Origin of the sequence: Duganella rhizosphaerae (assembly GCF_040364205.1) — a bacterium.
GTDB lineage: Bacteria > Pseudomonadota > Gammaproteobacteria > Burkholderiales > Burkholderiaceae_D > Rugamonas > Rugamonas rhizosphaerae.
In genome coordinates, this window is sequence record NZ_BPWK01000027.1 from 1 (window position 1) to 24,624 (window position 24,624).

Sequence of the window (24,624 nt, forward strand, 5' to 3'; positions counted from 1 at the left end):
CTTGTGAACATTTGATATTTTAAGTTTCACGCTGCCTAAGCAACGTGTGCACTTTCATCAAACGTCCACACTTATCGACTGTAAATTTTTAAAGAACTTATTCGGTACTGCTTGCTGAGGAAGCGTTGTGTTCATCAGCGAAGAGGCAAGATTATGAAGTGTTTCATCCATCTCGTCAACCCCTTCTTTTCCTCGCTCACTACACATTTACATGCTGCGTTTTGCGGGGAGGCGAACTATAGCAAAGACCTGATCGAACTGCCAAGGTTTATTTGACGCTGGCACCCCGCTTGCTTATAACCTGGATAGCAACAGCTTAATGCATAGCTTTTGCTCACATTCTGCACAGGTGCTACATTATGGAACACCTTTGCAGGTAAAGCAGAGCCGCCAACGGCCGCCGGAGACATAGAGAACCATATGGAACACCAGAATGCTCCAGATCTGAACACCCCACCTGCAAGCAAGGCATGGGCAGACAATATGCCGTTGATTATCGAGACTTCCCATCAACGGTCGCAAGAATATGGACTATGCCCAGAGTCCCCGCCCGATTACAGCCCACTGGCGCGCAATGACCTGTCTCTACTTATAGAACAGAACCGCCTGCTGCACGCCCACGCCATCCCGGCGATGGAAACGCTGTACCAGCAAATCGTCAACACCCACAATATGGTGATCCTTACGGACGCCAAGGGCGTGATCGTCCACTCGCTGGGCGATGACGACTTCCTGGAAAAAGCCAGCCGCGTCGCCTTGCAGCCTGGCGTCGCATGGTCGGAGCAGAGCCGAGGTACCAATGCCATCGGCACCGCCATCGCGGAACGCACCCCGGCGCTGGTCCACGCCGACCAGCACTACCTGTCAGCCAACCACTTCCTCACCTGCTCGGCCGCACCGATCTCCGACCACCTGGGCAATGTGGTGGGCGTGCTCGATGTCTCCGGCGACCAGCGCAGCTATCATAAACACACCATGGCGCTGGTACGCATGTCCGCGCTGATGATCGAGAACCAGCTGTTCTCCGCAACCTTCGAAGAAGCGATCACCCTGCACTTCCACGCGCGGCCGGAGTTTATCGGCACGCTGATGGAGGGTATCGCCTCGTTCAGCCCCGGTGGACGCTTCCTGGCCGCCAACCGCAACGGCTTGTTCCAGCTGGGCCTACCTTTCGCCGCGCTGCAGTCGCATACCTTCAGCTCCCTGTTTGGCCTGCCGGTATCCGCCCTGTACGATCACTATGCGACGGCGTCGCCTGGTCTGCTAAACCTGTGCATGCACAGCGGCGTGCGCGTATATGGACGCGCGCAGCTGCGGCTCTCCAATAGCATCTTCCAGCAATCGCTCACAGCTGAACGGGCGCCGCCGGCCAATGCCGCCGTTGCGGCCAACCAGGCGGCGGCCAACGCGCGCCGCCTTTCCGGCCTGCGCTATCTGCGTACCGGCGACCAACAACTGGAACTGGTGATCGAAAAAGTCACCCGCGTACTAGGACGCGATATTCCCATCATGATCATGGGCGAAACGGGCACCGGCAAGGAACTGCTGGCACAGGCGATCCACAATGATTCGCCGCGTGGGATGAGCCCATTCGTCGCAGTGAACTGCGCCTCGATTCCCGAGACGCTGATCGAGTCCGAACTCTTTGGCTATGAAGACGGTGCTTTTACCGGCGCCCGCAAGAAAGGCGCGACCGGAAAAATTCTGCAAGCGAACGGCGGCACGCTGTTCCTCGACGAAATCGGTGACATGCCATTCAGCCTGCAAGCGCGCCTGCTGCGGGTGCTGCAAGAACGTATGGTCACACCGCTAGGCAGCGACAAGTCCATCCCCGTGAACGTGGACCTGATTTGCGCGACCAATCACAATCTGCGCGATCGCATGGCCAAGGGTCTGTTCCGCGAAGACCTTTACTATCGCCTCAACGGACTGGTGGTCAAACTGCCGCCGCTGCGCGAACGCACCGATCTCGAAACCGTGGTTAAGAAGATCCTGGCCACCGAGTCGAACAACGGCCGCTATCACGTGTCCGACGAAATCCTGCGCCTGTTCCGTCGCCATCGCTGGCCCGGCAACTTCCGCCAGCTGACCAATCTGCTGCGCACCGCGATCGTGATGGCCGGCGACGAACACGAAATCTGCCTGCGACACATGCCTGACGACTTCCTCGACGATATTGAACAATCCCCGGTTGCGAGCAACGACACCAGCACTGCCCGCATCGTCGCCAGCGGCGCCAATCTTGAGGAGATGGAGCAATCGGTCATCCTCAAATCGCTGGAGGCGCATGGCGGCAACGTATCGGCGACCGCGCGCGCGCTGGGCGTGTCGCGCAACACCATCTACCGCAAAGTGCCGAATCTGAAATAGACGGTCGCGCATCGCATCCTTAGGCGTCCGCTGGAAAGCCGGCGGATCGCTTCTCATGCCCTTGCTTGTCGATCGCCATCAGATCGACAGCGGGCAGTTGCGCCGCAAGCGCGCTGGCCCGCTCCCATCCCATCACCATGAACGCGGTCGACAAACCGTCCGCCAGCAGCGCATTTGGCGCCAGCACCGTGACGCTCGCCAATTCGTCCGGCGAATCGCCGACGGTCGGGTCGAAGATATGGTGATGCCTGTAATCCGGCGTGAAGGTGCATTCGTAATCGCCGGAGGTGGCAACGCTACACCCCTGCGCATACAAAGTGGCAGCCAAAGCGCCGGCATCGCGCGGATCACGCACGCCAAGTATCCAGGGATGGCGCCGGGACTTTCGGCCACGCGCAATAAACTCTCCGGTGTCGAGCAACGCGTGGCGTATCCCATGCGCCTGAACCGCAGCCAGTGCCTGGTCGGCCGCGTAGCCTTGCGCCAGGCCGTTTAGCGTGAGCGCCATATCCGGCCGGCGGAATCGAATCAGGGCCTCGCCGATCTCCAACTGGCGCCAGCCGACCAGCGCCTGCGCACGACGGCGTTCCGCTTCGGACGGCAGGCCCCCGCGCGCCGCAAAATCCGAATACAGCCGCCACAAAGGCTGCACAGTCACGTCGAAGGAGCCGTCGCTCATCTGCGATAGTTGTGCCGCCTGCTTCAGCACTTCCAGCAGACGGGCATCTGGCCGGGCCAGCATGCCGTCGCGATTTAGCTGGTACACCTGGCTGGCTGGATTGTAGATGCTCATCAGGCGATCGACGGCCCGCGCGGCCATCAACCCATCTGCTATCGCGCGCTGCGCAAGTTCTGCATCGTCATGCACCACGGAGATCGAGATCGTCGTGCCGAAGGCCAGCGCGGCGCCGCTGTGCAGCCTGTCACCCCCGGGCCATGCGCAAGCCGATATGCCGCCTATCGCCCCGACGGCGCTGGCGATAAAGGTACGTCTCTTCATATGCGACTCCTTGCTGCGGGCTCAATCGGTATGGAGCGATGGCGTTTGACCTCCATGATGCGTACCGCGCACTTCTCCTCACTCTCATAGATCACGACGCAATCCATGCACTGGAAGCACTCGTCGTAAGCCACCGCGCCGGAAGGCGAAATCGCCTGATAGTCGCAGCGATGACGGCAGGTCTGGCATGGTGTGCCACACTCTTTAAGTCGAGGTATCCAGTTGAGCAAGCGGAACCTGCCCAGCAGCGCCAACGAGGCGCCGAAAGGACATAGATAGCGACAAAAGAACTTGTAGACAAAACCGCTGGCGAGCAACAGCCCAGCTGCATAGGCCACGTATGGCCAGCTACGCACGAAGCCAAGGGTGATCGCAGTCTTGAACGGCTCCAGTTCCACCAGCCTGTCCGTGATCTCGCTGGAAAAGAAGGTGCTCGCAACGATCACGGCCAACACCACATACTTGGCGTACTTGAGTCGCGCATCGGTCTTGTGCCTGATTTGCAGTTGCGGCACGCGCAGCCACTGCGCCAGTTTCCCCGTCAACTCCTGCAACGCGCCGAAGGGGCACAGCCAGCCGCAGAACGTGCCGCGGCCCCACACCAGCAACGACACCAGCACGAAGCCCCACAGTGCGACCGTCATCGGATCGAATAGCAGAAACTCCAGGCTGCGCCGTGCTTTCAGTGCCTGGATAACCCCCGTGACATTAACTATCGAAAGCTGTCCCTGCGCGTAGCAGCCGATAAAGCCGACAGTAAAGACAAGGTAGGCGCGACGAAACCAGTTGAAGCGCGCTCCATTGGCCGCCAGCCGCTTCTGCATCAACAGCGCGGCGCTCAGCACCACCAGCCCGGCAGCCAGCGTCGCCAATTCCCAGCGCCGCTGGCTCCAGATACCAGGCCAGGATTTGCTGTTGTCATCGGCCACAATCAGCAGGCGCTCCGGCAGCCTGTAACGCAGGTTCAACTCCCGCGTAATACGCTCCGGATAGACGATGCCTTTGCTGCGCGTGATCGGCAGCGAAAAATCCATCAGCGATGCCGGGTCCAGTCCGGCCTGACCGATCACCCGCAAGATGGTCACGCTATCCACAGGCAGCGGCAAAGCCAGTTTCACATCGAGATCCAGGTCACGCATATCGAAGGGCAATTTGTCCTGCCGCAGCAGGATGCGATCGGGCACGCTGCCGCGTACAAAGTCGTCACCCGTCACACTGTAGCGTCCCGAGGACATTACAATCAACGCATGGTCGCCCTCCTCCAGCCGGCCTTGCAGCTTGCGCCAACCGGCCGCCGTCAACAGGTTCCGGCCTATCGACGGAACGGAAACACAGGCCAGGTACAAGTCGATGAAGCTGTCGTCCGGCCGTGCCTGCGGGTCAAGCCCGGCGCCTGCGCTGCCGGCGAACAGCTGTTCGACTTCGCGATTGCTCACACGCAGATGCTGAACCAGTCCGTTCGCCATCATCTGCTTCAAATCCAGCGGCTCGAACACATCCCGGCGCACCCGCGCGATCTGGTCGGGATCGCGACCGGCGGCAAAGCCCAGCTTCTTGCGCGAGACCTTGAGCGCCGCCGCCAGCACGCTCTGGTTGATGATGCGTACCGACGCAGTGGCCTTGGATACGCCATCAATATAAGCATGCGCCGCATCGGGATGGCGCACACGGTACCCTCCCGTCTCGATGCTGATGTTCTGTTTGAGCGACAGATCCTTGTACTGCTTGACGAACTGATAGAGCGGCGCCTCGCCCAGTCCATCCAGGAACACCGGTTCATGATGCGACAGCACTTCCACGCCGATGAAGCTGCCCTTGGGATCGATCGCCACCATCAGGTTGAGCGGCACACCTGCGAAGCCCGGTATCGGCGCCAGGTCGATCGACTCGAACACATAGCCCACCAATTCAGTCGCCGTGGCGTTCTGCTTAAACAACGGCCACACCGGCAGCTCGGCGTCGCGTTCCCCCACCATCAACGGCGCGGGGAAACGGCGAACCATTTCGGCCCGCGTGAGCACGCCGGCCTGCGTCGGCGTGGCGCCGAGCACCAGCGCCAGCACGCCAGCCAGCAGGCACAAAATGCAAGTCAGCGTCGCCTTCATCAGAAGAAGATAATGCCGCCCAACGAAGCGCCGTTCATCTTGCCTTCGCCGCCGGCGAAACCTTTGGAGCGGGTCTGGCCGATCTCGCCGACCAGCGTGATCGCGCTGGTCATCGAGTAGTACAGGCCACAGGTCAGGTTGGCGTTGGATTTCAGGCCGCCGGTGCCTGCGGTGTTATCGTAGTTACGGCTGATACCGTAGCTCAGACCGACCTTGATCTTGTCGGCTGGCTTATAAGTGGCTTGCATGAAGTAGGCCTTGGACTTGGTATCGCCCTGGTCGGCGTCGGACAAAATGCCCAGTCCCTTACCGCCCTGGAAGTTGGCCAGAACGCCCAGCGGGCCGGCCTGGTACGAAGCGCCTATCTCCACACCGCTCATGGTGAAATCCTTCACGCCCGGCGCGGTAGCGCTGAACTTCTGCGACTTGACGCCGAGCCAACCTTTGAAGCCGTCGGCCGCATAACTCAATTGCGCTTGTATCTGCGGGCTCGATTTCGATGAATACACCGGTGCCGCGACGATCGGCGTATCGGCGACAGGGCTGACCAGCGCCGCATCGAAGCCTATGCCGGACGCCGATTTCGGCGCGCTGTAGGCGATCTGGCCGTAGTAGCCCACATAGCTGTAGCCGGCGCCGATGTGGCCGAGCGTGACGCGGCCGCGCTGCGTCGCCTGCACCGGTGCACCTGCGCCGATCAGCGTCATGTCGGAAAAGATGGCGCCAGCGCCGAAGATGCCGTTGTCGCGTCCGAGCTTGATGATGCCCATCTGCGCGTTCCCGAAAGTGAAGTAAGCCTGGCGCACATCGATGCCGCTATTGGCGGCGATGGCGCTGTCGGTGGCGGTGGCGTTGTACATTCCGATCAGCGCCTTGACGTCATAATCGCCTTGCTTCGATGAAGCCGACGTGACCAGGCCATTCGGCAGCAGGCCATTGCCGATCGTGGTGCGATTGTTTTCGCCACCACAGCCTAGTCCCTTGCCGCCCAGCGCCAGCCCACCCACAGCGTCGCCATTGCAGGACACCTGAGTGTAATAGGCGTTGACGATGCCACCCAACGAAACATTCCATTCCCCAGCCTTGAAGTCGACAGCCTGCGCGCCTTGAGTTCCAGCGACGGCCAGTGCACCGATCATCATTATTGTTTTCATTTTTCTAGTCTCCAGTATTGTTTGCACACATCGGGCGATGTAACTCTCATATCGCAATTTGCATGCCCGCGCTGTGTCACTGGGCGAAGCAGGCCTTATGGAAAAAGGTCTTGTTCAAAATGTGATCATGCGTTCCGTCGCACTGTTCATAATTTGACCGAAAAAAAAGGGCGGCCAAAGCCGCCCGAAAAAACTACAAGAGATATTTACTTGGTCGACAGTTTGAAGACCCACACCGAGCCACCCTGCTCAAGGAAGTTGACTTTCTTCGCCACTTCGCCGCCCCACAAAGGCACCGCACCGCCCCAGCCAGAAACCACGGCGACATACTGCGTATCGCCATCCTGCCAGGTGACCGGAGGCGCGACCACGCCGGAACCGGTCTGGAACTTCCACAGCTCCTTGCCGCTCTTCGCGTCCAGCGCCTTCAGGTAGCCTTCCGGCGTGCCATAGAACACCAGGCCGCCGGCCGTCGTCATCACGCCGCCCCACAGCGGCGCATTGTTCTTGACCTCCCAGACGATCTTGCCGGACTTGGGATCGACCGCGCGCAGCGCGCCGATATAGTCGTCGAACAGCGGACGAATGGTAAAGCCCGCGCCCAGGTAGGCGCCGCCCTTCTTGTAGCTGATCGGCTCATTCCAGATATCCATGCCCCACTCGTTGGCGGGTACGTAGAACAAACCGGTCTGCTGGCTGTAGGCCATCGGCATCTGGTTCTTCGCGCCCAGGAAGGCCGGCGCCGAGAACACAGTACTGCCCTTCTTGCCTTCCTCGCCCTTGGTCGGATCGCCTGGGCGATTGGCGGCGATGAAGTTGGGACGGCCGGTCTTGATGTCGATGCTCGAAGCCCAGGTGATCTTCTTCACAAACGGGAAGGCGTTTTGCAGCTTGCCGTTGTTCGCGTCGATCACATAGAAGAAGCCGTTGCGGTCGGCCTTGCCGCCGTAACGTTTGCCGTCCATGTCGAAGGTGACGAATTCATTGGCGCCGTCGAAGTCCCACGAATCGTTGGGCGTGTTCTGGTAAGCCCACTTGATCTGGCCTGTCTTCACATCCAGCGCCACCGTCGACGAGGAATACAGATTGTCGCCGGGACGCAGGTGGCTGTTCCACGGCGCCGGATTGCCGGTGCCGAAGTAGGCCAGGCCAGTCTTGGAGTCGTAGGTGCCGCCCATCCAGGTCGATGCGCCGCCGGTCTTCCACAGGTCGCCCGGCCAGCTCTTGTTGAGCGTACCCGAGATGCCGTTCTCGATGGCCTTGCCGTCCTTGTCGTAGCGGTAACCCATATGGCCTTCGACGGTCGGACGGGTCCACAGCAATTCGCCGGTCAGCGGATTGCGCGCTTCCACTCGGCCGACGATGCCGAACTCGCCGCCGGACACGCCGGTCAGCAGCACGCCGTCGGCGATCAAGGGCGCCGCCGTCATCGAATAGCCGGCTGCATAGTCGTCGACCTTTTCCTTCCAGACGACTTTGCCGGTATCCTGGTCCAGCGCCACTAGCTGCGCATCGAGCGTGCCGAAGATGACCAGGTTGCCGAACAAGGCCGCACCGCGGTTGACCACGTCGCAGCATGGCATGATGCCATCGGGCAGACGGTGCTCATACTTCCACAGCTTGGCGCCAGTCTTCATGTCCACCGCGAAAATGCGCGAGTAGGACGCTGTGACGAACATCTTGCCCTTGTAGATCAACGGCTGCGATTCCTGGCCGCGCTGCTTCTCGCCCCCGAACGAGAACGACCATGCCGGCACCAGCTTGGCCACGGTCTTGGTGTTCACCTGGGTCAGCGGCGAATAGCGCTGGCCCTCCGAGCCGATGCCGAACGACAGTACGCTGTCGGTGCTGGATGCCGCGTTCTTCAGCATGGCCGACGTGACGTCGGCCGCCTGTGCCAGCGTCAGGAAGGAAATCCCGGCCAGCGTTGCGATGACTTTTTTCTGCACAATCTTCTCCAGTTATTATGGTTCTGATTTACTACGGTGTACTGCTATGCCGGCGGTTTCAAGGCCGCCAGCTCTTCGTCGCTGAACAGGCGCGAACGGGTCAGGAAACGTCTACCCGTGCCGTTATCGAGCGAGAACATGCCGCCGTTCCCGTCGACCACGTCGATGATCAGCTGGGTGTGTTCCCAGTACTCGAACTGCTCGCTGCCCATATAGAACGGCGTCCCGTCCAGGTTGCCGAGATAGACATCGGTGTCGCTGATGGAAAACTCCCCGGCGGGGTAGCACATCGGCGTGCTGCCGTCGCAGCAGCCGCCGGATTGAAAGAACATCAGCGGCCCGTGACGGCTGCGCAGGGCCGCGATCAGCTCGAGCGCCGCCGGAGTAGCCGTAACGCGGGCGATGATGTGGTCCATGGTTAGAAGAAGCCCAATGCGTTCGGGCTGTAGCTGACCAGCAGGTTCTTGGTCTGCTGGTAGTGGTCCAGCATCATCTTGTGGTTCTCGCGACCGATGCCAGACTGCTTATAGCCTCCGAACGCCGCATGCGCTGGATACAGGTGGTAGCAATTGGTCCAGACGCGGCCAGCCTGGATCGCGCGGCCGACGCGGAAGGCGCGCGATCCGTCGCGCGTCCACAGGCCGGCACCCAAGCCGTACATGGTGTCGTTGGCAATGCTCAGCGCTTCCGCTTCGTCCTTGAAGGTGGTTACCGACACCACAGGTCCGAAGATCTCTTCCTGGAAGATGCGCATTTTGTTGTGGCCCTTGAAGACGGTTGGAGTCACGTAGTAGCCTTCCTTCATGTCGCCGCCCTGCATATGGCGTTCGCCGCCGGCCAGCAACTCGGCCCCCTCCTGCTTGCCGATATCGATATACGACAGGATTTTCTCCAACTGCTCGTGCGACGACTGCGCACCCAGCATGGTGCTAGCGTCGAGCGGATTGCCCTGCTTGATCGCCGCCACGCGTGCCAGCGCACGTTCGATGAATTTTTCGTAGATCGATTCCTGGATCAATACGCGCGACGGGCAAGTGCATACCTCGCCCTGGTTCAGCGCGAACATCGCAAAGCCTTCCAGGCACTTGTCGAAGAATGCGTCGTCGGCATCCATCACGTCTTCGAAGAAGATGTTCGGCGATTTGCCGCCCAGCTCCAGCGTCACGGGAATCAGGTTCTGCGCCGCGTACTGCATGATCAGACGGCCGGTGCCCGTCTCGCCGGTGAAGGCGATCTTGGCGATGCGCTTGTTTGATGCCAGCGGCTTGCCCGCTTCCAGGCCGTAGCCGTTGACCACATTCAGCACGCCAGGCGGCAGCAGGTCGCCGATCACTTCCAGCAGGACCATGATGGAGGCGGGGGTCTGCTCGGCGGGCTTGAGCACCACGCAGTTACCTGCGGCCAGCGCCGGCGCCAGCTTCCACACCGCCATCAGGATAGGGAAGTTCCACGGGATGATCTGGCCGACCACGCCCAGCGGCTCATGGAAGTGATAGGCGTAGGTTTCGGAGTCGATCTGCGCGACCGAGCCTTCCTGCGCGCGGATGCAGCCGGCGAAGTAGCGGAAATGGTCGATTGCCAGCGGGATGTCGGCAGCGGTGGTCTCGCGGATAGGCTTGCCGTTGTCGATGGTTTCCGCGGTGGCGATCAGCGCCAGGTTGGCCTCCATGCGGTCGGCGATCTTGTTCAGGATATTGGCGCGCTCGGTCTGCGAGGTCTTGCCCCAGGCGTCCTTGGCGGCGTGGGCGGCGTCCAGCGCCAGTTCGACGTCCTCGGCGGTGGAGCGGGCCACTTCGCAGAATACCTGGCCGGTAATCGGCGTGATGTTACCGAAGTATTCGCCCTTGACCGGGGCGACGAATTTTCCGCCGATGTAGTTGTCGTAGCGTTGTTTGAATGGATTGGCAACGCCCAATTTGCTGATGTCTGCGAGATTCATGTCGTCCTCTTTCTGCTGTGGTTTTATGAGGCCGCTTAACGCGGCGGTGGGTACTGCGCCCTCTCCTTTCCGCAAGCACCGTGCCAGCTCGTTTTCGCCGGTGCGGCGCTGGAATACAGGGGAAAACGGCGCTGCGAAGCCGTACTTGGGCTGTAACACCTGTTCAGGTTTGGAACAGGTGTTTGCCAATGGAGCAGCTCTTCAGCGAATCACCACGCCCCATGGCAATTCGCCCACGGCGATATCGGCCCGCTTGGCCGCCGCAGCGGTGTCGATCACGGATACGCTGTTCGAGCGGCCGTTGGCCACATACAGCTTGGCGCCGTCCGGCGTCAGCGCCATGTTCCAGGGTCGCTTGCCAACTGCAATGGTGGCGCTGACGGCGTTGGTGGCGGTATCGATCACCATCACGTTGGCATCGGCACCGTTCGACACGTAGACCTGCCGGCCACCGGGATGGACGGCAATGCCGTTGGCGTTCTTCCCGGCCGGTATTCGCGCCGTCGTGGCCAGCGTCGCCATATCGACCACGTACACTGCGCCAGCCAGTTCGCAAGCGATATAGGCGCGGGCGCCATCGGGACTGAAGCCCATACCGCGCGGCCGCAGGCCCACGGCCACCGCGCCGATCTGGCGTCGCGTGGCAACGTCGATCACATCGACTTGCTCGGCCTCCTCTGCGCTGACCAGCAGCCAGCGGCCGTCCGGGCTGAAAACCGCGTGCTCTGGGTTCTTCCCTTTCACTGCGATATCCGCCAGCACCTGCCCCGAGCCCCCGTCGATCAGGGTGACACTATTGCTCTCCTCGATCGCCACCGCCACATAACGGCCATCCGCGGATCCGTTCACGCCTTCGGGCGATTTGCCCAGCGTGATGCGGCGCAGCGTGGCGCCGCTGGCGGTATCGATAACGAGCAAGGCATTGCTTGCGGCGTCGGTCACGAACAAACGCGCACCGCTTGGATCTGCGGCGATGCCGCGCGGCCGTTTGCCGGCGGCGATCTCGCGCACCACGGCGTCGGTGGATGTATCGATCACGCTGATGCTGCCCGACTTCTCGTTCGGTACATAGGCAAAGGGGGTGGCCATCGCCGGGCCGCACAGCAAAAAGACCAGGAAAAACAGGATGCGAGAGCTATTCATGGATATCGCCTTTCAGGGAAATGCCAATACCGTTGCAATCGGCGTGCCACCGCAAGATCGGGATGGCAGGTATATTGCTTACTGGTCCTGCATAACCCAGACCAAAACGGAGACAATATGAAGCAAGCCCTTTTTCCATTGAACGCGGTGGCGGCGCTGTTCGCCCTGAGCGGTGCAGCCATTGCGGCCGGCGACGCCGCGCCGCCGGCGGAGGTGGTGGTGGTCAGCGCCACCCGCGTCGGACACACCGTGTTCGATATGCTGGCCGCCGTCGATGTGATCGACGCTGACCGCATCCGCGACAGCCAGGCCCGTGTGAACGCCAGCGAAGCGCTGGCCGCCGTCCCGGGCCTGGTGGCGCAGAACCGCCAGAATTACGCGCAGGATCTGCAGATCTCCTCACGCGGATTCGGCGCCCGCTCGGCCTTCGGCGTGCGTGGCGTGCACCTGGTCGCAGACGGCATCCCGGCCAGCATGCCGGACGGCCAGGGCCAGGCCGCCACCTTCAACCTCGATATGGCCGAGCGCATCGAAGTGCTGCGCGGCCCATTCTCCGCCATCTACGGCAACCACTCCGGCGGCGTGATCCAGATATTCACGCGCGACGGCGAAGGCCCGCCATCGGTGGAGACCACGCTGACCGCCGGCAGCTACGGCAACCGCAAAGCCGATCTGAATGTGCAGGGAAAACAGGCTGGCATCGGATATGTGCTCGATGCTTCGCGCTTCGAAACCGACGGCTACCGCGCCCACAGCGCAGCCACCCGCGACCAGGCTTTCGCCAAGCTGACGCTGGCGCCAACGGCCGGCGCCAGCCTGACCGTCGTCGCCAACGCGCTGCGCCAGGACGATACCCAGGACGCACTGGGCACAACCTGGGCCACCTACCAGCGCAACCCGCGCGCCGGCGAGATCGACACCACCGATACCCTGAACCCTAGACGCACCCTGGCCGACCGCTACAACACCCGCAAGAGCATCGACCACCAGCAGATCGGGGCCAGCTGGGATCAGCACTTCGGCGACGACCGCCTGCGCGTGACAGCCTACGGCGGCAATCGCGACGTGATCCAGTACCAGGCGTTTTCCAAGGCCTTCCAGGCGCCGGCCACGCATTCCGGCGGCGTGGTCGATTTCGACCGCGACTTCCACGGCGCGGACCTGAACTGGCTGCACGTGGGCGAGCTGGCGGGAGGCAAACTCAGTACCACCATCGGATTGGAATATGGCCGATCCAGCGACACCCGCCGGGGCTACGAGAATTTTATCGGCGCCCAATTCGGCGTGAAGGGAGCATTGCGCCGCGACGAGAACGACAAGGTCACCAGTCTCGATCCGTATGCGCAAACGGAATGGCAGTCGGACGCATGGATTCTGAGCGCAGGCCTGCGTCACAGCAGCGTGAAAATCGCAGTGGATGACCGCTTCCTCAGCAACGGCAACGACAGCGGCAGCCTCGAATACAGCCACACCACGCCGGTGCTTGGCCTGCTGTATCGTCTTTCGCCGGCACTGAACGTGTACGCCAGCGCCGCGCGCGGCTTCGAAACGCCGACACTCAATGAACTGTTTTACTCCGGCACCGGCGCGGGCTTCAACTTCCGTCTGCAGCCGTCCCGGAGTACCCACCTTGAAACCGGTATCAAGTCGCGGCTGGGCGACTCCACGCACATCAACGCCGCCATATTCCAGGTCCGCACGCGCGACGAACTGGTGGTCGACAGCAGCTCCGGCGGCCGCACCAGCTATCGCAATGCCGGCAGCACGCTACGCCAGGGGATGGAACTGTCGTTCGACACCGCGTGGAGCCATGGCCTGAGCGCGCGCGCGGCATTGACCAGTTTGCGCGCCGTCTACGATCGCGGCTTCGGCGCGGTCGCGGAAGGCAGCCGGATGCCGGGCGTCCCGAATGCCAATGCCTACGGCGAGCTGGCGTGGAAGGACAGTGACAACCGCTTCGGCGCGGCGCTGGAAGCTGTCGCCAGCAGCAATATCTATGCGGAGGACGCCAATGCCGACAAGGCGGCGCCGGGCTATGGCGTACTCAATGCACGCGTCAACGCCAGCCAGCAGTGGCGCGGCTGGCGTCTCAAACAGTTCGTGCGCTTGAATAACCTGCTGGACAAGCAATATGTCGGTTCGCTGATCGTTGGCGATACCAACAAACGCTATTACGAAGCGGCGCCTGGGCGCAACTGGCTCATTGGCGCCAGCGCCCAGTACCAGTTCTAAAAGCGGTAGTGCAGTCCGGCCGCCACCGAACGTGGCGCGCCGGGTGCAACGAAACGAGATTGCGCAGCGTCTGCGCCCTGCTGCACCAAGGCGCCATGAGGGAACATGTCGACCGCCACCGCACCGTAGCTCTCATAGCGGCGATTGAACGCATTATTCACGCGAACATGCCATTCCCATTTCGTATCCGGACGGTAGCTGGCATGCAGGCCCACCAAGGAGTAGCCGCGAACGCGCCAGTCAGCAGATGGCGGTGCAGCCTTGCCGTCCTCGTTTCCCTGAGCAGCCATGTCGGACAAAGCCGTCAGGTCGACACCGACGGACAGGTGCCGCGCCGCGCTCCAGTCCAAATCCAGTTTCAGCGTATTGCGTGGCAGTCCCGCCAAGCGAGTGCCCGGCATCACATGGACATTGCGCGTACCAGTGAATAGATCGCCTTCCACATCATAGACAGCGTCCAGATAGCTGTAGTTCAAGCGTGCCGACCAGTCGCCGAACCGGTAGGCTGCGCTCAGGTCCGCGCCTTGATGGCGCGTGCGGTCGAAATTGGCGAAGTAGCCTTGTTGCGCGATGCCGGCGCTGCGAAACAGAATATCGTCGCGATTGACCGTGCGATACAGCGACACCGCCGCCGTGCCACGTTCGCCCTTCCAGCGCGCGCCTGCTTCAGCCGTGCGGGATACGACCTGTTTCAGGTAAGGGTCCGATTGCAGCCCGACCGGCAGGCGGCATGGCTGCTCGGGATCGGCGCAACCTAATTCGATCACGGTCGGCACCCGGTTGCTCTGCGACAGATTGGCAAAGAGCGTCCAGCCGCCGCTCAAGCGGTGCGCCACGCCAATGGCGGGATTGAGCGTGCGATAGCTGAATGCCTCGGCAGGCTGCGGCTGATCGTCGCGGCGCAGCTGGTTGCCTACCTTGGCGAGGCTGTAGCGAGCGGACATGGTCAGCCAGGTATTTGTCTGCACGGCCCAGGTATCGGCTGCATACAGCGCCGTCGCCCGTGCGTTACCGCTCACCGATGATCCGGCCTCGCGCTCCGAGTTCGTGTCCAGCACGATCGAACGGTCCGAGGCAAAGCCGGCCACCTGCCCATACTGTTCAAAGCCCACGCTGGCGCGGTCGAACGCCAGTCCCGCCGATAGTTGATGCCGCCCCCGCTCCTTGCTGAAATTGGCGCTGAATCCCTGGCTGCGCTGACGCGTCTCGGTCGTGTTGTAGACAGCCGGTTGTGGACTCTCGCCTTCGGCATAAGCGTCGTTGATGTCGCCGTTGACGGTGCTGCGACGGCTATTACGCGCATACACGGCGGTGCTCAGTTCCGTAAAATCGTCAAAACGATGCGTCATGCTGAAAACGATTTGGCGCAGGCGGTTGCGCGTCTCGTCGGGTGACGTGTAGACGGCGCGGCGGTCTTGTTCATACAAGTCATCGGGCAGCAGGCCATTACCCACCAGACGACTATGTCCGGCCAGCAGCGCGACGCTCCATTCGTTGTCGCCGGTGACGCCGGCTAACTTGACGTAGGCATTGGCCAATCGCCCATCCGAATTATCGCGCCAGCCTTTGTCGCTGAAGGCTGTACCTGCGATGAAAACGTTCCAGCGTTCGCCGCTGTCATAGCCATAGGCCAGGTCGGCGCGACGTTGGCTATTGCTGGTGGCCGATACGCCAAGATCGGCGCCCGGATGGGTTTTCCCGGACTTGGTGTTCAATACCAGCGCGCCGCCCAGCGTGTTAAGGCCGTACAACGGATTCGATCCCGGCGCAAGCATCACGTTGCCGATCGCCGCCTCGGGCAGCATGTCCCAGTTGACCACATCGCCGAATGGTTCGTTCACGCGCACCCCGTCAAGGTAGACGGAAATGCCCTGCGACGTTCCCAGCACCGGCGAGGCGCGAAAGCCGCGATAGGTGATGTCGTTCTGGAACGGGCTCCCGGATACCTCGTTGACATTCACGCCGGTCAGGTTGCGCGCCATGAACTCGCTGAGGTTTTGGCCGGCAGCGGCACCCGCCGCGACCGCGTTCGCCGTTTGCACCTGGTAGGGCAGCTGATTGCGGTCCACGCCCAGTCCGGGCAAAGGCGCAACGCCGACGATATCCACCGACAGCATCGCGGTAGCCGGATACACTGCAACGACGCCGTCGGCGGCCGCCGCACCGCACGCCAGCAGCATGCCGCCCGCCGCCGCATAGCCGCGCTTCACGGCGTCTGCTCGTGCACACCGTACCGGGCGAAGATGGCTTGTAGTTCGCCGGTGGCTTTCATTTCATTGACGGCCGCCTGGAGCAAACGCGCCATATCCCGGTCGTCCTTGCGCACCGCCATGCCCACAGCCCATCCTGCGCGCGGCAGGCGCTGGAACGCCACTTCGTTCAGCGGAAAGGCGGGATCGTCCCGGAACACCGCATCGATCTCCGAGCGGTTGGCCAGCACGGCATCGAGCTGGCCCGCCTTGAGCTGTTCCAGTGCCTGCGCGGCGGTGTCGAAAATCCTCACCTTGTCGCGGAAGCGTCCGTTGCCTTCGCCCAGCAGCACCATCGCCGCGATGGAGACCTTCTCGACGCCGATGGTCTTGCCGCTCAGCGCGTCGATGCCATCGAAAGCCGGCATGCTGCGCACACTGCGTACCAGCCGCACCGTCTCGACATGGTAGGGCGCGAAGATGGTGACCTTGCCGTTCTCGTTCATCAGTTGGGGTTCCACCGGCACGTGCAGTAAAATGTCCGCCGGACCGTAGCCCAGGTAGTGCCCCTTCCAGACCATGTTGCGCAGATCGTCCCCGAGGTTTTCGCCGGCGGGAAAAGGAAGCAGGCTCAGTTTCAGGCCTAGCTTGGTGGCCAGCGCCTGCGCCACATCCACATCGATGCCTGCGCCCCGCTCCGAGAATGGCGCAAACTGCTCATACACCGCCACCTTGAGCGAACCGGATGAACGGATCTTTTCCCAGTCCGCATGCGCGAGCGACGCGGTGCCCAGCAGCGCGGCGGCGGATGCAATCAACGCGCTTACGCGCAAACGAAAATTCAACATGGTCAGCTCCCCGATCAGTTGGCGGCGTCGCGACGGACTTCGAGGTAGGTCTTGATGGCCCACATGGCTTCCTGGTTAAACACTCCCTCAAACGGTGGCATGTAGACGGCGCCGTTACGCACCTTGCCGTGCCGGATCGAAGTCAGGAAGTAGTTATCAGTCTCCTTGTAGCAGGCCTTCTTCTTGGTCTCGTTCTTGACGTCGGTGCAATCGCGATCAAGCTGGCGCAGATCAGGGGCGATGCCGCCGGTGACCGCTTCCAGACCGTGGCAGCGGGCGCAGTTCTGGTTGTAGGCGGACGAGCCGATTTTTAATGCAAGCTTGTTGCCGCGATAAGGATTCTGGTCCAGCCATTTTTCGCCGAGCGGCGTCAGGCCGGTGGTGTCCACTGCCTGTGGCACGACGTTGCCGTGGGCGGTGGCATAAAGGGATGTCGTCGCTGCGGCGGCGATTACGGTTACGGCGGCGAGAATGCGGAATGGATGGTGCATGATGTCTCCTGGCTGTTTTAATGGGTGATATACAGCCATTGAGCAAATGCCATGCCACGCATTTTCCGCCTTGACCCATCGCACACCTGCTCCAATTTGGCACAGCTGTCACACCGCCGATGTTCAACGCAAGCTGACAGTCTGGCGTTTCCAGGCAGGGTCCTGCCAGCGATAGAACATACTGAGCGACGACGGCTTGTCGGCGGTCTTCAGCGTCGCCAGGGTGTTGATCTCCACCAGTTCAAAACTGCGTTTGAACTTGCCTTCCACACGGGCTTCCCGCACCACCAGCATGTTCGGCGAGCCAGGCACCCAGCCGGCAAATTCGGCATAGCCGATATCGGGATCTGCGGCAGCCGGCGGCAACACATCCACCAGCCAACCCTCGCTGGTCTGGTGGAACACCCACATCTCGCGCCAGCCATCCATCGGTTGCACTGCCAGCGACAGCGCCGTGCCCGGCGTATTGACCCGTGCCGACGCCGACCAAACGACGCCGTAGCTGCAACGGCGTGCCAGTGCATGCTGTTGATCGTGTTTGGCGTCGACCAGCGTGACACAGGTTTCTCCAGGCTGCCCGGCCGTCGCCAGCACACGCAAGCCGCCGCCCTGCGGCGCCGGCGAAAGCAGCGCAACGCCTTCCGCCGCCCAGCGCACACTGCCCGCGCGCACTCCCGCTTCGGCAAAGGCGGCGGCATCGTCCTCGGTCAGCTCCGCCGGTTCCACCATTCCCAATTCATCCAGTGCACGCTGGGCGGACGGCGATGCCTGCTCGCCCTTGCGCGCCCGCGCAAACGCCACCGACGACCACACCGACGCGCGCCGCATGTGGACGCGATTGCGTACATGCGGCGGCAGGTCCTTCATGTCGACACGGTCCAGTATCTCGGCACGCCAGTCGTCCAGCGCCACGCGCGCGCCGGGCCGTAGCGTCGGGTCCACACACTCCTGCCGCGTCAGTCCCAACACCGCCGTCGCGCGCTGCCGCGGCTCCGACAGCATTGCCAGCACGCGCCTGAAGGCTTCGCCGTCGTAGCACAGCTGCATGCGTCCTTCGCGCTCAAAGCTGCGGATACCAACGCCGTAGTGGGCTACGGCTTCCAGATGCGCTGCGATCGTGATATCGCCTTGCTTGCTCTGTTTTGAAGAGGCACGCCGCGCCAGCCGCTCGGCCATCGTACCCAGCGCGTCGAACGGCTCCGCTGTAATCGCAGATGCCGGCGCTGCCTTCAAGTAGGCTGCTGCATAGCTAATTCCCAGCGACTCCGCGCCCGGCGTATCGCGCAGGAAGCGCACCACCGACAACAGCTCCGGCGCGTCGGCCGGCGCCAGCGAAACCCTGCGCACCTGCGAAGTGCGTATGTAACCTCCACGCTCGCGGCGGTAGTCGTAGACTTGCAGGAAGTCCTGCTTCTCGCCGCGTATTTCCAGGCTGTCGCCCTGCCACAGGACGGCCTGCTGCTGCGCGGAGTCCTTGGGTGCGGCGCGCAACGCGGCCTGGTCCTGCGTTACGATCGCCAACACGGCGGCGGCTGCAATCATCGACATGATTATTGTCCTTCCTTGGCGTTGTCCGCGGCTTCAGCGCTGACCGTCGCCAAGCGCGGCTGCTTGCCATGCTGGCTGCCCAACAGCGCCGAGCCGATAAACCCGCCATCCGTCGGCGACGGCGCGATGATGACCGACACCTTGTCCGACAATTTGTCCGCCATCGTCTTCTGGATCAGCAGCGGATTGCGGGTAATCAGCTCACCCTCGCGCTCCATCTGCGCTGCGGCCACCTTGCCGACCAGCTCCTGGCGATAGGCTTCCGCGTCCGCCAGTTTGCGGCGCGAATCCGCTTCGCCGGCGGCTTCGATGACGCGCGCTTGCGCATTACCCTCCGAGGTTTTGATGCGCGCCATTTTCTCGGCCTCGGCTTCCAGCTTGCGTTGCTCGATCTGCTTCTGCTTGAACGGCAGCACATGCGCCATCGCCTGCTCCTGCGCCCTGGCCGCGATGATCTGTTCGTTACCGGCCGCTTCGGCAGCCTTTTCGCGGCGGATCTTGTCCGCATCGGCTTCAAGCGCGGTCTGCTTGACCTGCTTCTCCTTCAGCTCCAGCGTGTAGCGCATCTTCTCCGTTTCCAGTTCTTCGGCCAGCAGCTTTTCCATACCGGCCTGATACTCTTCCGGCAGCGTGATCTTGCCGATGGTGATGCCACGCAGCGTGATGCCGTCAGCCGCCAGCTTGGGCTTGAGCTCCGCCTCGATCGCCTGCTGGATCTCGGCGCGCTTGGTCGAGAAGATCTCGCGCACTGTGTAACGGGTGAACACCTTGTAAATCACGCCCTGCACCGCCGGCTCGACGATGGAGCCATTGATATCCGGCGGCAGCGACTGCGCCATGGCAGCCACACGGTTCACATCCAACGCGTAGCGCACCGACATGTCCACGCCCAGCGCCAGACCCTCGACGGACTGGAACGGCGCATTGTCGTTGCCGGCCGGGCGGTACACCTGGTCGCGCAGCGACACCTGGCGCAGCACATGCACACCGGGCACCATGAACACCGCACCATCACGCACGGTGATGGCGGAACCGGTCAGCTGGTTAATGCGAATACCCAGGCTGCCGTTCGCCACTTTGGCCATCGGCGGATGCGTGACCAGGCCGTAGACGGCGGCGCCGGCCAGACCCAACGCCACCAGCATCGCGCCGTTGCGGCGCATGCCGTTCACCACAGCGCCGGCGCCGCCGCTCAAGGTCGCGCGCACCGCCTGCACCATCCGTTTGATCCGTTCTGCCATGATATTCACCTTCTGCTGGTTGTTTAAGTTCAGGGCCTATCCCTGAACTGCATGGTGCGCCGGATGTGGCGGAAGTATCAACGCGGACGCCGTCCGGCTATGCACCGGCCGCGTGAAGAAATCCTCACAGCCGATTTGTGACTTTTTCCGGAAAAGCGTGGATACTCGCTGCATTGACAGTCAGTGGAGTACAGCATGGCCAAAGTCGCCGTCATCGAGGACGATCTGCCGACCAGCAATCAGCTGCGGGCGTGGATAGAATCGGCGCGGCCCGGCATCGTGGTCGACCAATGGTTCAGCCGCGACGACGCCGAGGCGGCCATCGCGCGCGAGCGCTACGACCTGGTCGTGCTCGACATCGAACTGGGACGCGAGCGGCATGCGGGTGTCGCCATCATCAACGCCATCAACAAGCGGCACGCCACGCCGGTGCTGGTGGTGTCGGCCATGCCGGCCACCATTTACCGCAGCATCATGAAAGCGTTGGACGCATGGGACTATCTGCAGAAAGCCACTTTCGAAGAAGCCGACTTCATCGACACCTTCCTGGAGATCCTGCGCTCGGTGAAGGATAAGCCGGAGCCGGCGTCCGCCGCCGCCAGCGATGAGCTGAGCATGGATCCGCTGCGCCAGCGCACACCGACCTGGCGCGGCCACCGCATCAACCTGCCGCTGACGGCGCAGCGCATCCTGGCGGCGCTGTGTGCGCGGCGCGGCCAGGTGGTGTCCTATGATGAGCTGTTCGAGGTGGTGAAGAGCGGCCGCAATCGCGACAACATCCGCAAGCATGTCAGCACCATCCGTGACGCCTTCCGCGAGATCGATCCCAGTTTCGCCTGCATTGAGAACATCCCCATGCGCGGCTTCCGCTGGGCCGATACGGAAAGCCGTTGACCGTGAACTGGCGCCGGCTCAGCCTCGTCCCGTATCGCCTGCGGCTGCTGCTGCGCGCGGCCTTCGTGTTCCTGATGGCGGCGACGGTGGGCCTGGCGTTGTCGGTGCTCCAACAGGAAAAACAGCTCAGCTACAAGAACTATCAAGGCAGCTTCCACAAGACGCGGGTGCAGGTGGCGGCCACGCTGCGCCATCCTACCGGGCAGCTGGCACTGCTGAATCCACAGCCGGCAGCCAACGGCGCGGTGCTGCATCCGCTGCTGCTGCCGTTTGCCGCGCTCGATTTCGACGACCTGCAGAAAGTACAGCAAGCGGTGGCCATGTCCGGCTGCCTGGCGCAGTACGGCAACAACGGCTCCCTGTGCGTCGGCATCGGCAACAATCCCTGGGCCGGAGGATTCATTTATGTCGCCGGCACATTCGACGGCGCGCAACTGGTCCCGCATACGCGCGGCGACCAGGTGGTGGATCAGGCCCACCGCGTCAGGGTCAAGGTCAGCCTGCGCGGCCAGACGTATGAATGGATCGCCCCGTTCGAGGAAAGCACCGAACCGCAAACGCCGGGACGCCGATTCGGCGGTATGCGCGGACGTTTGACCGGATTCGCCGCAGCCGATGTGGCGCGGGCGAAGGCCCCGGCGGTGAAGGACTTCCGCGGCTGGATCTGGCAGAACCCGCGTTGCACTAACCCGAACGCCGCCGATGAGGACCCCGCGTGCACGCGCAGCGCTTTCTTCTCGCTGCGATTGCCGGTCGGCGTGCTGCAGGATGCGCTGTTCGAAAAACGCCGGCCCGTCTGGCCGCCCGAAGACCTGGACCGGATCGATGTCCGCATCGCGGTGCTGCCGCCGGGCGATGGCCCTCCACTACTTGATAGCGCCACCGGTCCAAGCACGCCGCCATTCTCGCTGGCGGACTTGAAGTCCATGCTGCTGCCGGGCGAGAGTCTGCAAATCCGTCGCCTGACGGATGGCGCATCGCCCGCCGCCGCCCTGCCGCTGTTGGTCGGTGCGATCGATCCTGAAGACCAATCCTGGCATTTCGTGACTACGCTGATCCGTCATCTGCCGGTGGATGCCTACGACGTGCCGCTGGAGGCAAAGGAAGTCATCGCCACGCCGGCCGGTAGTTATGAGGTGCTGCTCAAAGGCGATGTCCGCAGCGTCAGCAAAAGCCTGAGCGTCGTGGCCAGCCGGTTGGTGTGGTTTGTCGGCGCAATGCTGGCGGCGCTGATGCTGGCGTGGCTGGTGATCGAGATCGGTATCATCCGCCGCATCAAGGTGCTGATCAAGCGCGCCGATGATGTGGGTGAACGCGTCAAGGCCGCGCGCGGGTTTTCCGAAGCCGACCTGGCCGACCTGCGCGGCGAGGATGAACTGGGCGTGCTGGCGACTGGTCTGCACGATCTGCTGCGCCGGGTACGGGAAGATGTCGAGCGCGAGAACATCCGCGCAGAACAGGAGCGCGACATGTGGCATGCGGTTGGCCACGAGATCATGTCGCCTTTGCAGTCGTTGATGGTCTTGCACGGCGGCCCGGAGGATGAGAGCCATCGCTACATTATCCGCATGCAGCAGGCGATCCGCGTGCTGTATGGCCGTGCATCGCCAAGCGAAGCGTTTCAGTCTTCCGAACTTCAGGTCACGGAGGTTGATTTGACGGCCTTCCTGCAGAACGTCGCCGAGAATGCGTCGTGTATCGGCATTCATGACGTGGTGTTCCAGGGAGCTGCCGAAGCGTTGATCGCGAGGGCCGATGAGTACTCGCTGGAAGACGTCGTCACCCACGTGCTGCGCAACGCCGAACGTTATCGCGTGCAGGGCAGCGCGATCAGCATCGCCCTGGAAGGCAGCGACACCGGCGCGACCATCACCATCCATAATCGCGGACCGCAGATAGCGCCCGACATGATCGCCAAGATTTTTGAATACGGCGTGTCAGACCAGCCGGAGTCGGGGGCTAATGGCAATCGTGGCCAGGGCTTGTTTGTAGCGCGCACGTACATGGCCAAGATGGGCGGCACGATCGTCGCGCAAAATCAATCCGATGGCGTATCCTTCATACTCAATCTACAGCGCAGTGGCTGACATGACATCATCGACATCGCAGAAGTATGACGCCATCATCGTCGGCAGCGGGCCAGGCGGCGCCAGCGTCGCACGCGAATTGGCGCGCCGGCAGTTACGCGTTCTGGTGCTGGAGCAAGGCAGCGCAGCGCCACTGCAAGGAACGCTGTCGCAAATGGCCGGCATTGCCGCAGTACCGGGCAAAGGAGCGTTTATCCATCGCGATGCGTCACTGCTGGTGAGCGGCATCGCCGCCGGCGGCACATCGACCATCAACTTCGCCACCGCCGCGCCGCCGCCACTGGCGATGTTTGCAGCGCACGACATCGATCTTGCTCCGGTACTGGAATCGTTGCGCGCCGAGTTGCCGATGGGGCCTTTGCCTGATGATCTGATCGGACCTATGGCTCGTCGCATCCAACTGGGCGCCGAAACGCAACAGCTGGCATGGCGCAAACTAGACAAGATGATACGGCCCCAGATTTGCCGCACCGGTTGCTGGCGTTGCGTGTATGGCTGCCCGTTCGGCGCCAAGTGGACCGCGCGCGATTTTCTGGACGAGGCGCGGCAGCTCGGCGCGACGTTGATCGACCAGGCTAAAGTCGGAGAGGTCATCGTTGAAAACGGCCGCGCTACCGGCGTGCGCTTCCGTCGAGATGGCGTTGTGCAGCTGGCGTTTGCGGAAAATGTGATCTTGGCGGCTGGCGGCATCGGAACGCCACGGCTGCTGCATCGCTCGGGTCTGCATCCAGCCAGCAGTCCGTTCTTCAGCGATCCGGTGATTGCCGTCATGGGCCAGGTGGACGATATCGACGGCGGCGCCGAAGTGCCGATGGCGTCCGGCCTGTACTTGCATCAAGAAGGCATTGCATTGGCGGATATGACGCTGCCGAAGCCGATGTACCAGGCCTTTGCCGCACAGGTCGGACGTCTGGACCGACTGATGGCGCACGCGAAAACGCTGACATTGATGGTCAAGATACGCGACGACATCGGTGGCGGCATCGGCCCGCGATGGGTCGACAAAACGCTGACGCCAGCCGACCGGCGCAAGCTGGCGGCCGGTGTGGATATGGCGCGCGGCATATTGCGTGCGGCCGGCGCCAGGAAAATATTCAAAAGCTGGCATTTCGCTGCGCATCCAGGCGGCAGCGTGCGCATAGGAATAGGCGTGGACAGTACGCTGCGAACCAGCACCGCCAATCTCTATGTCTGCGATGCGTCGGTGATTCCACAACCGTGGGGACTGCCGCCGACTCTGACCTTGCTATGCCTGGGCAAGCGTTTGGGACAATATCTTTAGACGCAAAAAAGCCCGCTCAGTTCACTGAGCGGGCTTCTTCTTATAACTAGCCTGACGATAACCTACTTTCACACTGGTTGCAGCACTATCATCGGCGCAGAGTTGTTTCACGGTCCTGTTCGGGATGGGAAGGGGTGGGACCAACTTGCTAT

Annotated in this window: 17 protein-coding genes and 1 rRNA gene; 5 read left to right on the plus strand and 13 right to left on the minus strand. The window is 62.3% G+C overall.

Going from position 1 to position 24,624, the window contains the following annotated elements; all coding sequences use genetic code 11:
* Positions 1–420 precede the first annotated feature (420 nt).
* A complete protein-coding gene (locus RUGAMON1_RS31740) occupies positions 421–2,370 on the plus strand; it encodes a sigma-54-dependent Fis family transcriptional regulator (RefSeq protein ID WP_445234263.1) in 1,950 nt (649 codons plus the stop codon).
* A 19-nt stretch (positions 2,371–2,389) separates the two neighbouring features.
* On the opposite strand, the gene RUGAMON1_RS31745 is transcribed toward RUGAMON1_RS31740, so the two are convergent.
* From RUGAMON1_RS31745 to RUGAMON1_RS31775, 7 genes are all read right to left on the minus strand, one after another.
* Entirely contained in the window at positions 2,390–3,370 is a 981-nt protein-coding gene (locus tag RUGAMON1_RS31745) for an FAD:protein FMN transferase (protein WP_445234264.1), read from the minus strand.
* Positions 3,367–5,475: a 4Fe-4S binding protein gene (locus tag RUGAMON1_RS31750; protein ID WP_445234265.1), complete on the minus strand. Its 2,109-nt coding sequence runs from the start codon at positions 5,473–5,475 to the stop codon at positions 3,367–3,369. Before RUGAMON1_RS31750 ends, RUGAMON1_RS31745 begins: the two co-directional genes overlap by 4 nt.
* Positions 5,475–6,629 (minus strand): porin, encoded by a 1,155-nt coding sequence (locus tag RUGAMON1_RS31755; protein ID WP_445234266.1) that lies wholly within the window; start codon positions 6,627–6,629, stop codon positions 5,475–5,477. The genes RUGAMON1_RS31750 and RUGAMON1_RS31755 overlap by 1 nt, the downstream gene beginning before the upstream one ends.
* A 206-nt stretch (positions 6,630–6,835) precedes the next feature.
* On the minus strand, positions 6,836–8,578 hold the full coding sequence (locus RUGAMON1_RS31760) for a PQQ-dependent methanol/ethanol family dehydrogenase (RefSeq protein ID WP_445234267.1): 1,743 nt from the start codon (positions 8,576–8,578) through the stop codon (positions 6,836–6,838).
* A gap of 44 nt (positions 8,579–8,622) precedes the next feature.
* Positions 8,623–8,994: a DUF779 domain-containing protein gene (locus RUGAMON1_RS31765; RefSeq protein WP_445234268.1), complete on the minus strand. Its 372-nt coding sequence runs from the start codon at positions 8,992–8,994 to the stop codon at positions 8,623–8,625.
* 2 nt (positions 8,995–8,996) lie between these two features.
* On the minus strand, positions 8,997–10,517 hold the full coding sequence (gene adh / locus RUGAMON1_RS31770; RefSeq protein WP_445234269.1) for an aldehyde dehydrogenase: 1,521 nt from the start codon (positions 10,515–10,517) through the stop codon (positions 8,997–8,999).
* 201 nt (positions 10,518–10,718) lie between these two features.
* Entirely contained in the window at positions 10,719–11,660 is a 942-nt protein-coding gene (locus RUGAMON1_RS31775; RefSeq protein WP_445234270.1) for a beta-propeller fold lactonase family protein, read from the minus strand.
* Between the two features lie 117 nt (positions 11,661–11,777).
* On the opposite strand from RUGAMON1_RS31775, the gene RUGAMON1_RS31780 reads away from it, so the two are divergent.
* Positions 11,778–13,892, plus strand: coding sequence for a TonB-dependent receptor family protein (locus RUGAMON1_RS31780; RefSeq protein ID WP_445234271.1), 2,115 nt, complete (start codon positions 11,778–11,780; stop codon positions 13,890–13,892).
* On the opposite strand, the gene RUGAMON1_RS31785 is transcribed toward RUGAMON1_RS31780, so the two are convergent.
* The 5 genes from RUGAMON1_RS31785 to RUGAMON1_RS31805 all read right to left on the minus strand — a co-directional run bounded on the left by RUGAMON1_RS31785 (position 13,889) and on the right by RUGAMON1_RS31805 (position 20,209).
* Entirely contained in the window at positions 13,889–16,102 is a 2,214-nt protein-coding gene (locus RUGAMON1_RS31785) for a TonB-dependent receptor (RefSeq protein WP_445234272.1), read from the minus strand. The two genes, RUGAMON1_RS31780 and RUGAMON1_RS31785, sit on opposite strands and share 4 nt — an antisense overlap.
* Positions 16,099–16,929 (minus strand): substrate-binding periplasmic protein, encoded by an 831-nt coding sequence (locus RUGAMON1_RS31790; RefSeq protein WP_445234273.1) that lies wholly within the window; start codon positions 16,927–16,929, stop codon positions 16,099–16,101. Before RUGAMON1_RS31790 ends, RUGAMON1_RS31785 begins: the two co-directional genes overlap by 4 nt.
* 14 nt (positions 16,930–16,943) lie before the next feature.
* Positions 16,944–17,420 carry a cytochrome c-550 PedF gene (gene pedF / locus RUGAMON1_RS31795; RefSeq protein ID WP_445234274.1) on the minus strand — a complete coding sequence of 159 codons (477 nt, stop codon included), beginning with the start codon at positions 17,418–17,420 and terminating at the stop codon, positions 16,944–16,946.
* Between the two features lie 123 nt (positions 17,421–17,543).
* Entirely contained in the window at positions 17,544–18,968 is a 1,425-nt protein-coding gene (locus tag RUGAMON1_RS31800) for a hypothetical protein (protein ID WP_445234275.1), read from the minus strand.
* 2 nt (positions 18,969–18,970) lie between these two features.
* A complete protein-coding gene (locus RUGAMON1_RS31805; RefSeq protein ID WP_445234276.1) occupies positions 18,971–20,209 on the minus strand; it encodes a prohibitin family protein in 1,239 nt (412 codons plus the stop codon).
* Positions 20,210–20,404: 195 nt separating this feature from the next.
* On the opposite strand from RUGAMON1_RS31805, the gene RUGAMON1_RS31810 reads away from it, so the two are divergent.
* Genes RUGAMON1_RS31810 through RUGAMON1_RS31820 form a run of 3 tightly spaced genes read left to right on the plus strand, consistent with a single transcriptional unit; the run spans position 20,405 to position 24,472 of the window.
* The gene (locus RUGAMON1_RS31810) at positions 20,405–21,103 is read left to right on the plus strand and encodes a response regulator transcription factor (protein ID WP_445234277.1); all 699 of its coding nucleotides are present in this window, start codon (positions 20,405–20,407) and stop codon (positions 21,101–21,103) included.
* A gap of 2 nt (positions 21,104–21,105) precedes the next feature.
* Positions 21,106–23,190, plus strand: a complete 2,085-nt coding sequence (locus RUGAMON1_RS31815; RefSeq protein ID WP_445234279.1) for a sensor histidine kinase — start codon at positions 21,106–21,108, stop codon at positions 23,188–23,190.
* A 1-nt stretch (position 23,191) separates the two neighbouring features.
* The gene (locus RUGAMON1_RS31820; RefSeq protein WP_445234278.1) at positions 23,192–24,472 is read left to right on the plus strand and encodes a GMC family oxidoreductase N-terminal domain-containing protein; all 1,281 of its coding nucleotides are present in this window, start codon (positions 23,192–23,194) and stop codon (positions 24,470–24,472) included.
* Between the two features lie 49 nt (positions 24,473–24,521).
* On the opposite strand, the gene rrf is transcribed toward RUGAMON1_RS31820, so the two are convergent.
* A 5S ribosomal RNA gene (gene rrf / locus RUGAMON1_RS31825) occupies positions 24,522–24,624 on the minus strand; the annotation flags it as partial.

Bases quoted from the DNA above. Each gene is read 5' to 3' on its own strand.
- RUGAMON1_RS31740 (WP_445234263.1), top strand. From the start codon at position 421: ATGGAACACCAGAATGCTCCAGATCTGAACACCCCACCTGCAAGCAAG.
- RUGAMON1_RS31745 (WP_445234264.1), bottom strand. From the start codon at position 3,370: ATGAAGAGACGTACCTTTATCGCCAGCGCCGTCGGGGCGATAGGCGGC.
- RUGAMON1_RS31750 (WP_445234265.1), bottom strand. From the start codon at position 5,475: ATGAAGGCGACGCTGACTTGCATTTTGTGCCTGCTGGCTGGCGTGCTG.
- RUGAMON1_RS31755 (WP_445234266.1), bottom strand. From the start codon at position 6,629: ATGAAAACAATAATGATGATCGGTGCACTGGCCGTCGCTGGAACTCAA.
- RUGAMON1_RS31765 (WP_445234268.1), bottom strand. From the start codon at position 8,994: ATGGACCACATCATCGCCCGCGTTACGGCTACTCCGGCGGCGCTCGAG.
- adh (WP_445234269.1), bottom strand. From the start codon at position 10,517: ATGAATCTCGCAGACATCAGCAAATTGGGCGTTGCCAATCCATTCAAA.
- RUGAMON1_RS31775 (WP_445234270.1), bottom strand. From the start codon at position 11,660: ATGAATAGCTCTCGCATCCTGTTTTTCCTGGTCTTTTTGCTGTGCGGC.
- RUGAMON1_RS31780 (WP_445234271.1), top strand. From the start codon at position 11,778: ATGAAGCAAGCCCTTTTTCCATTGAACGCGGTGGCGGCGCTGTTCGCC.
- RUGAMON1_RS31790 (WP_445234273.1), bottom strand. From the start codon at position 16,929: ATGTTGAATTTTCGTTTGCGCGTAAGCGCGTTGATTGCATCCGCCGCC.
- pedF (WP_445234274.1), bottom strand. From the start codon at position 17,420: ATGCACCATCCATTCCGCATTCTCGCCGCCGTAACCGTAATCGCCGCC.
- RUGAMON1_RS31800 (WP_445234275.1), bottom strand. From the start codon at position 18,968: ATGTCGATGATTGCAGCCGCCGCCGTGTTGGCGATCGTAACGCAGGAC.
- RUGAMON1_RS31805 (WP_445234276.1), bottom strand. From the start codon at position 20,209: ATGGCAGAACGGATCAAACGGATGGTGCAGGCGGTGCGCGCGACCTTG.
- RUGAMON1_RS31810 (WP_445234277.1), top strand. From the start codon at position 20,405: ATGGCCAAAGTCGCCGTCATCGAGGACGATCTGCCGACCAGCAATCAG.
- RUGAMON1_RS31820 (WP_445234278.1), top strand. From the start codon at position 23,192: ATGACATCATCGACATCGCAGAAGTATGACGCCATCATCGTCGGCAGC.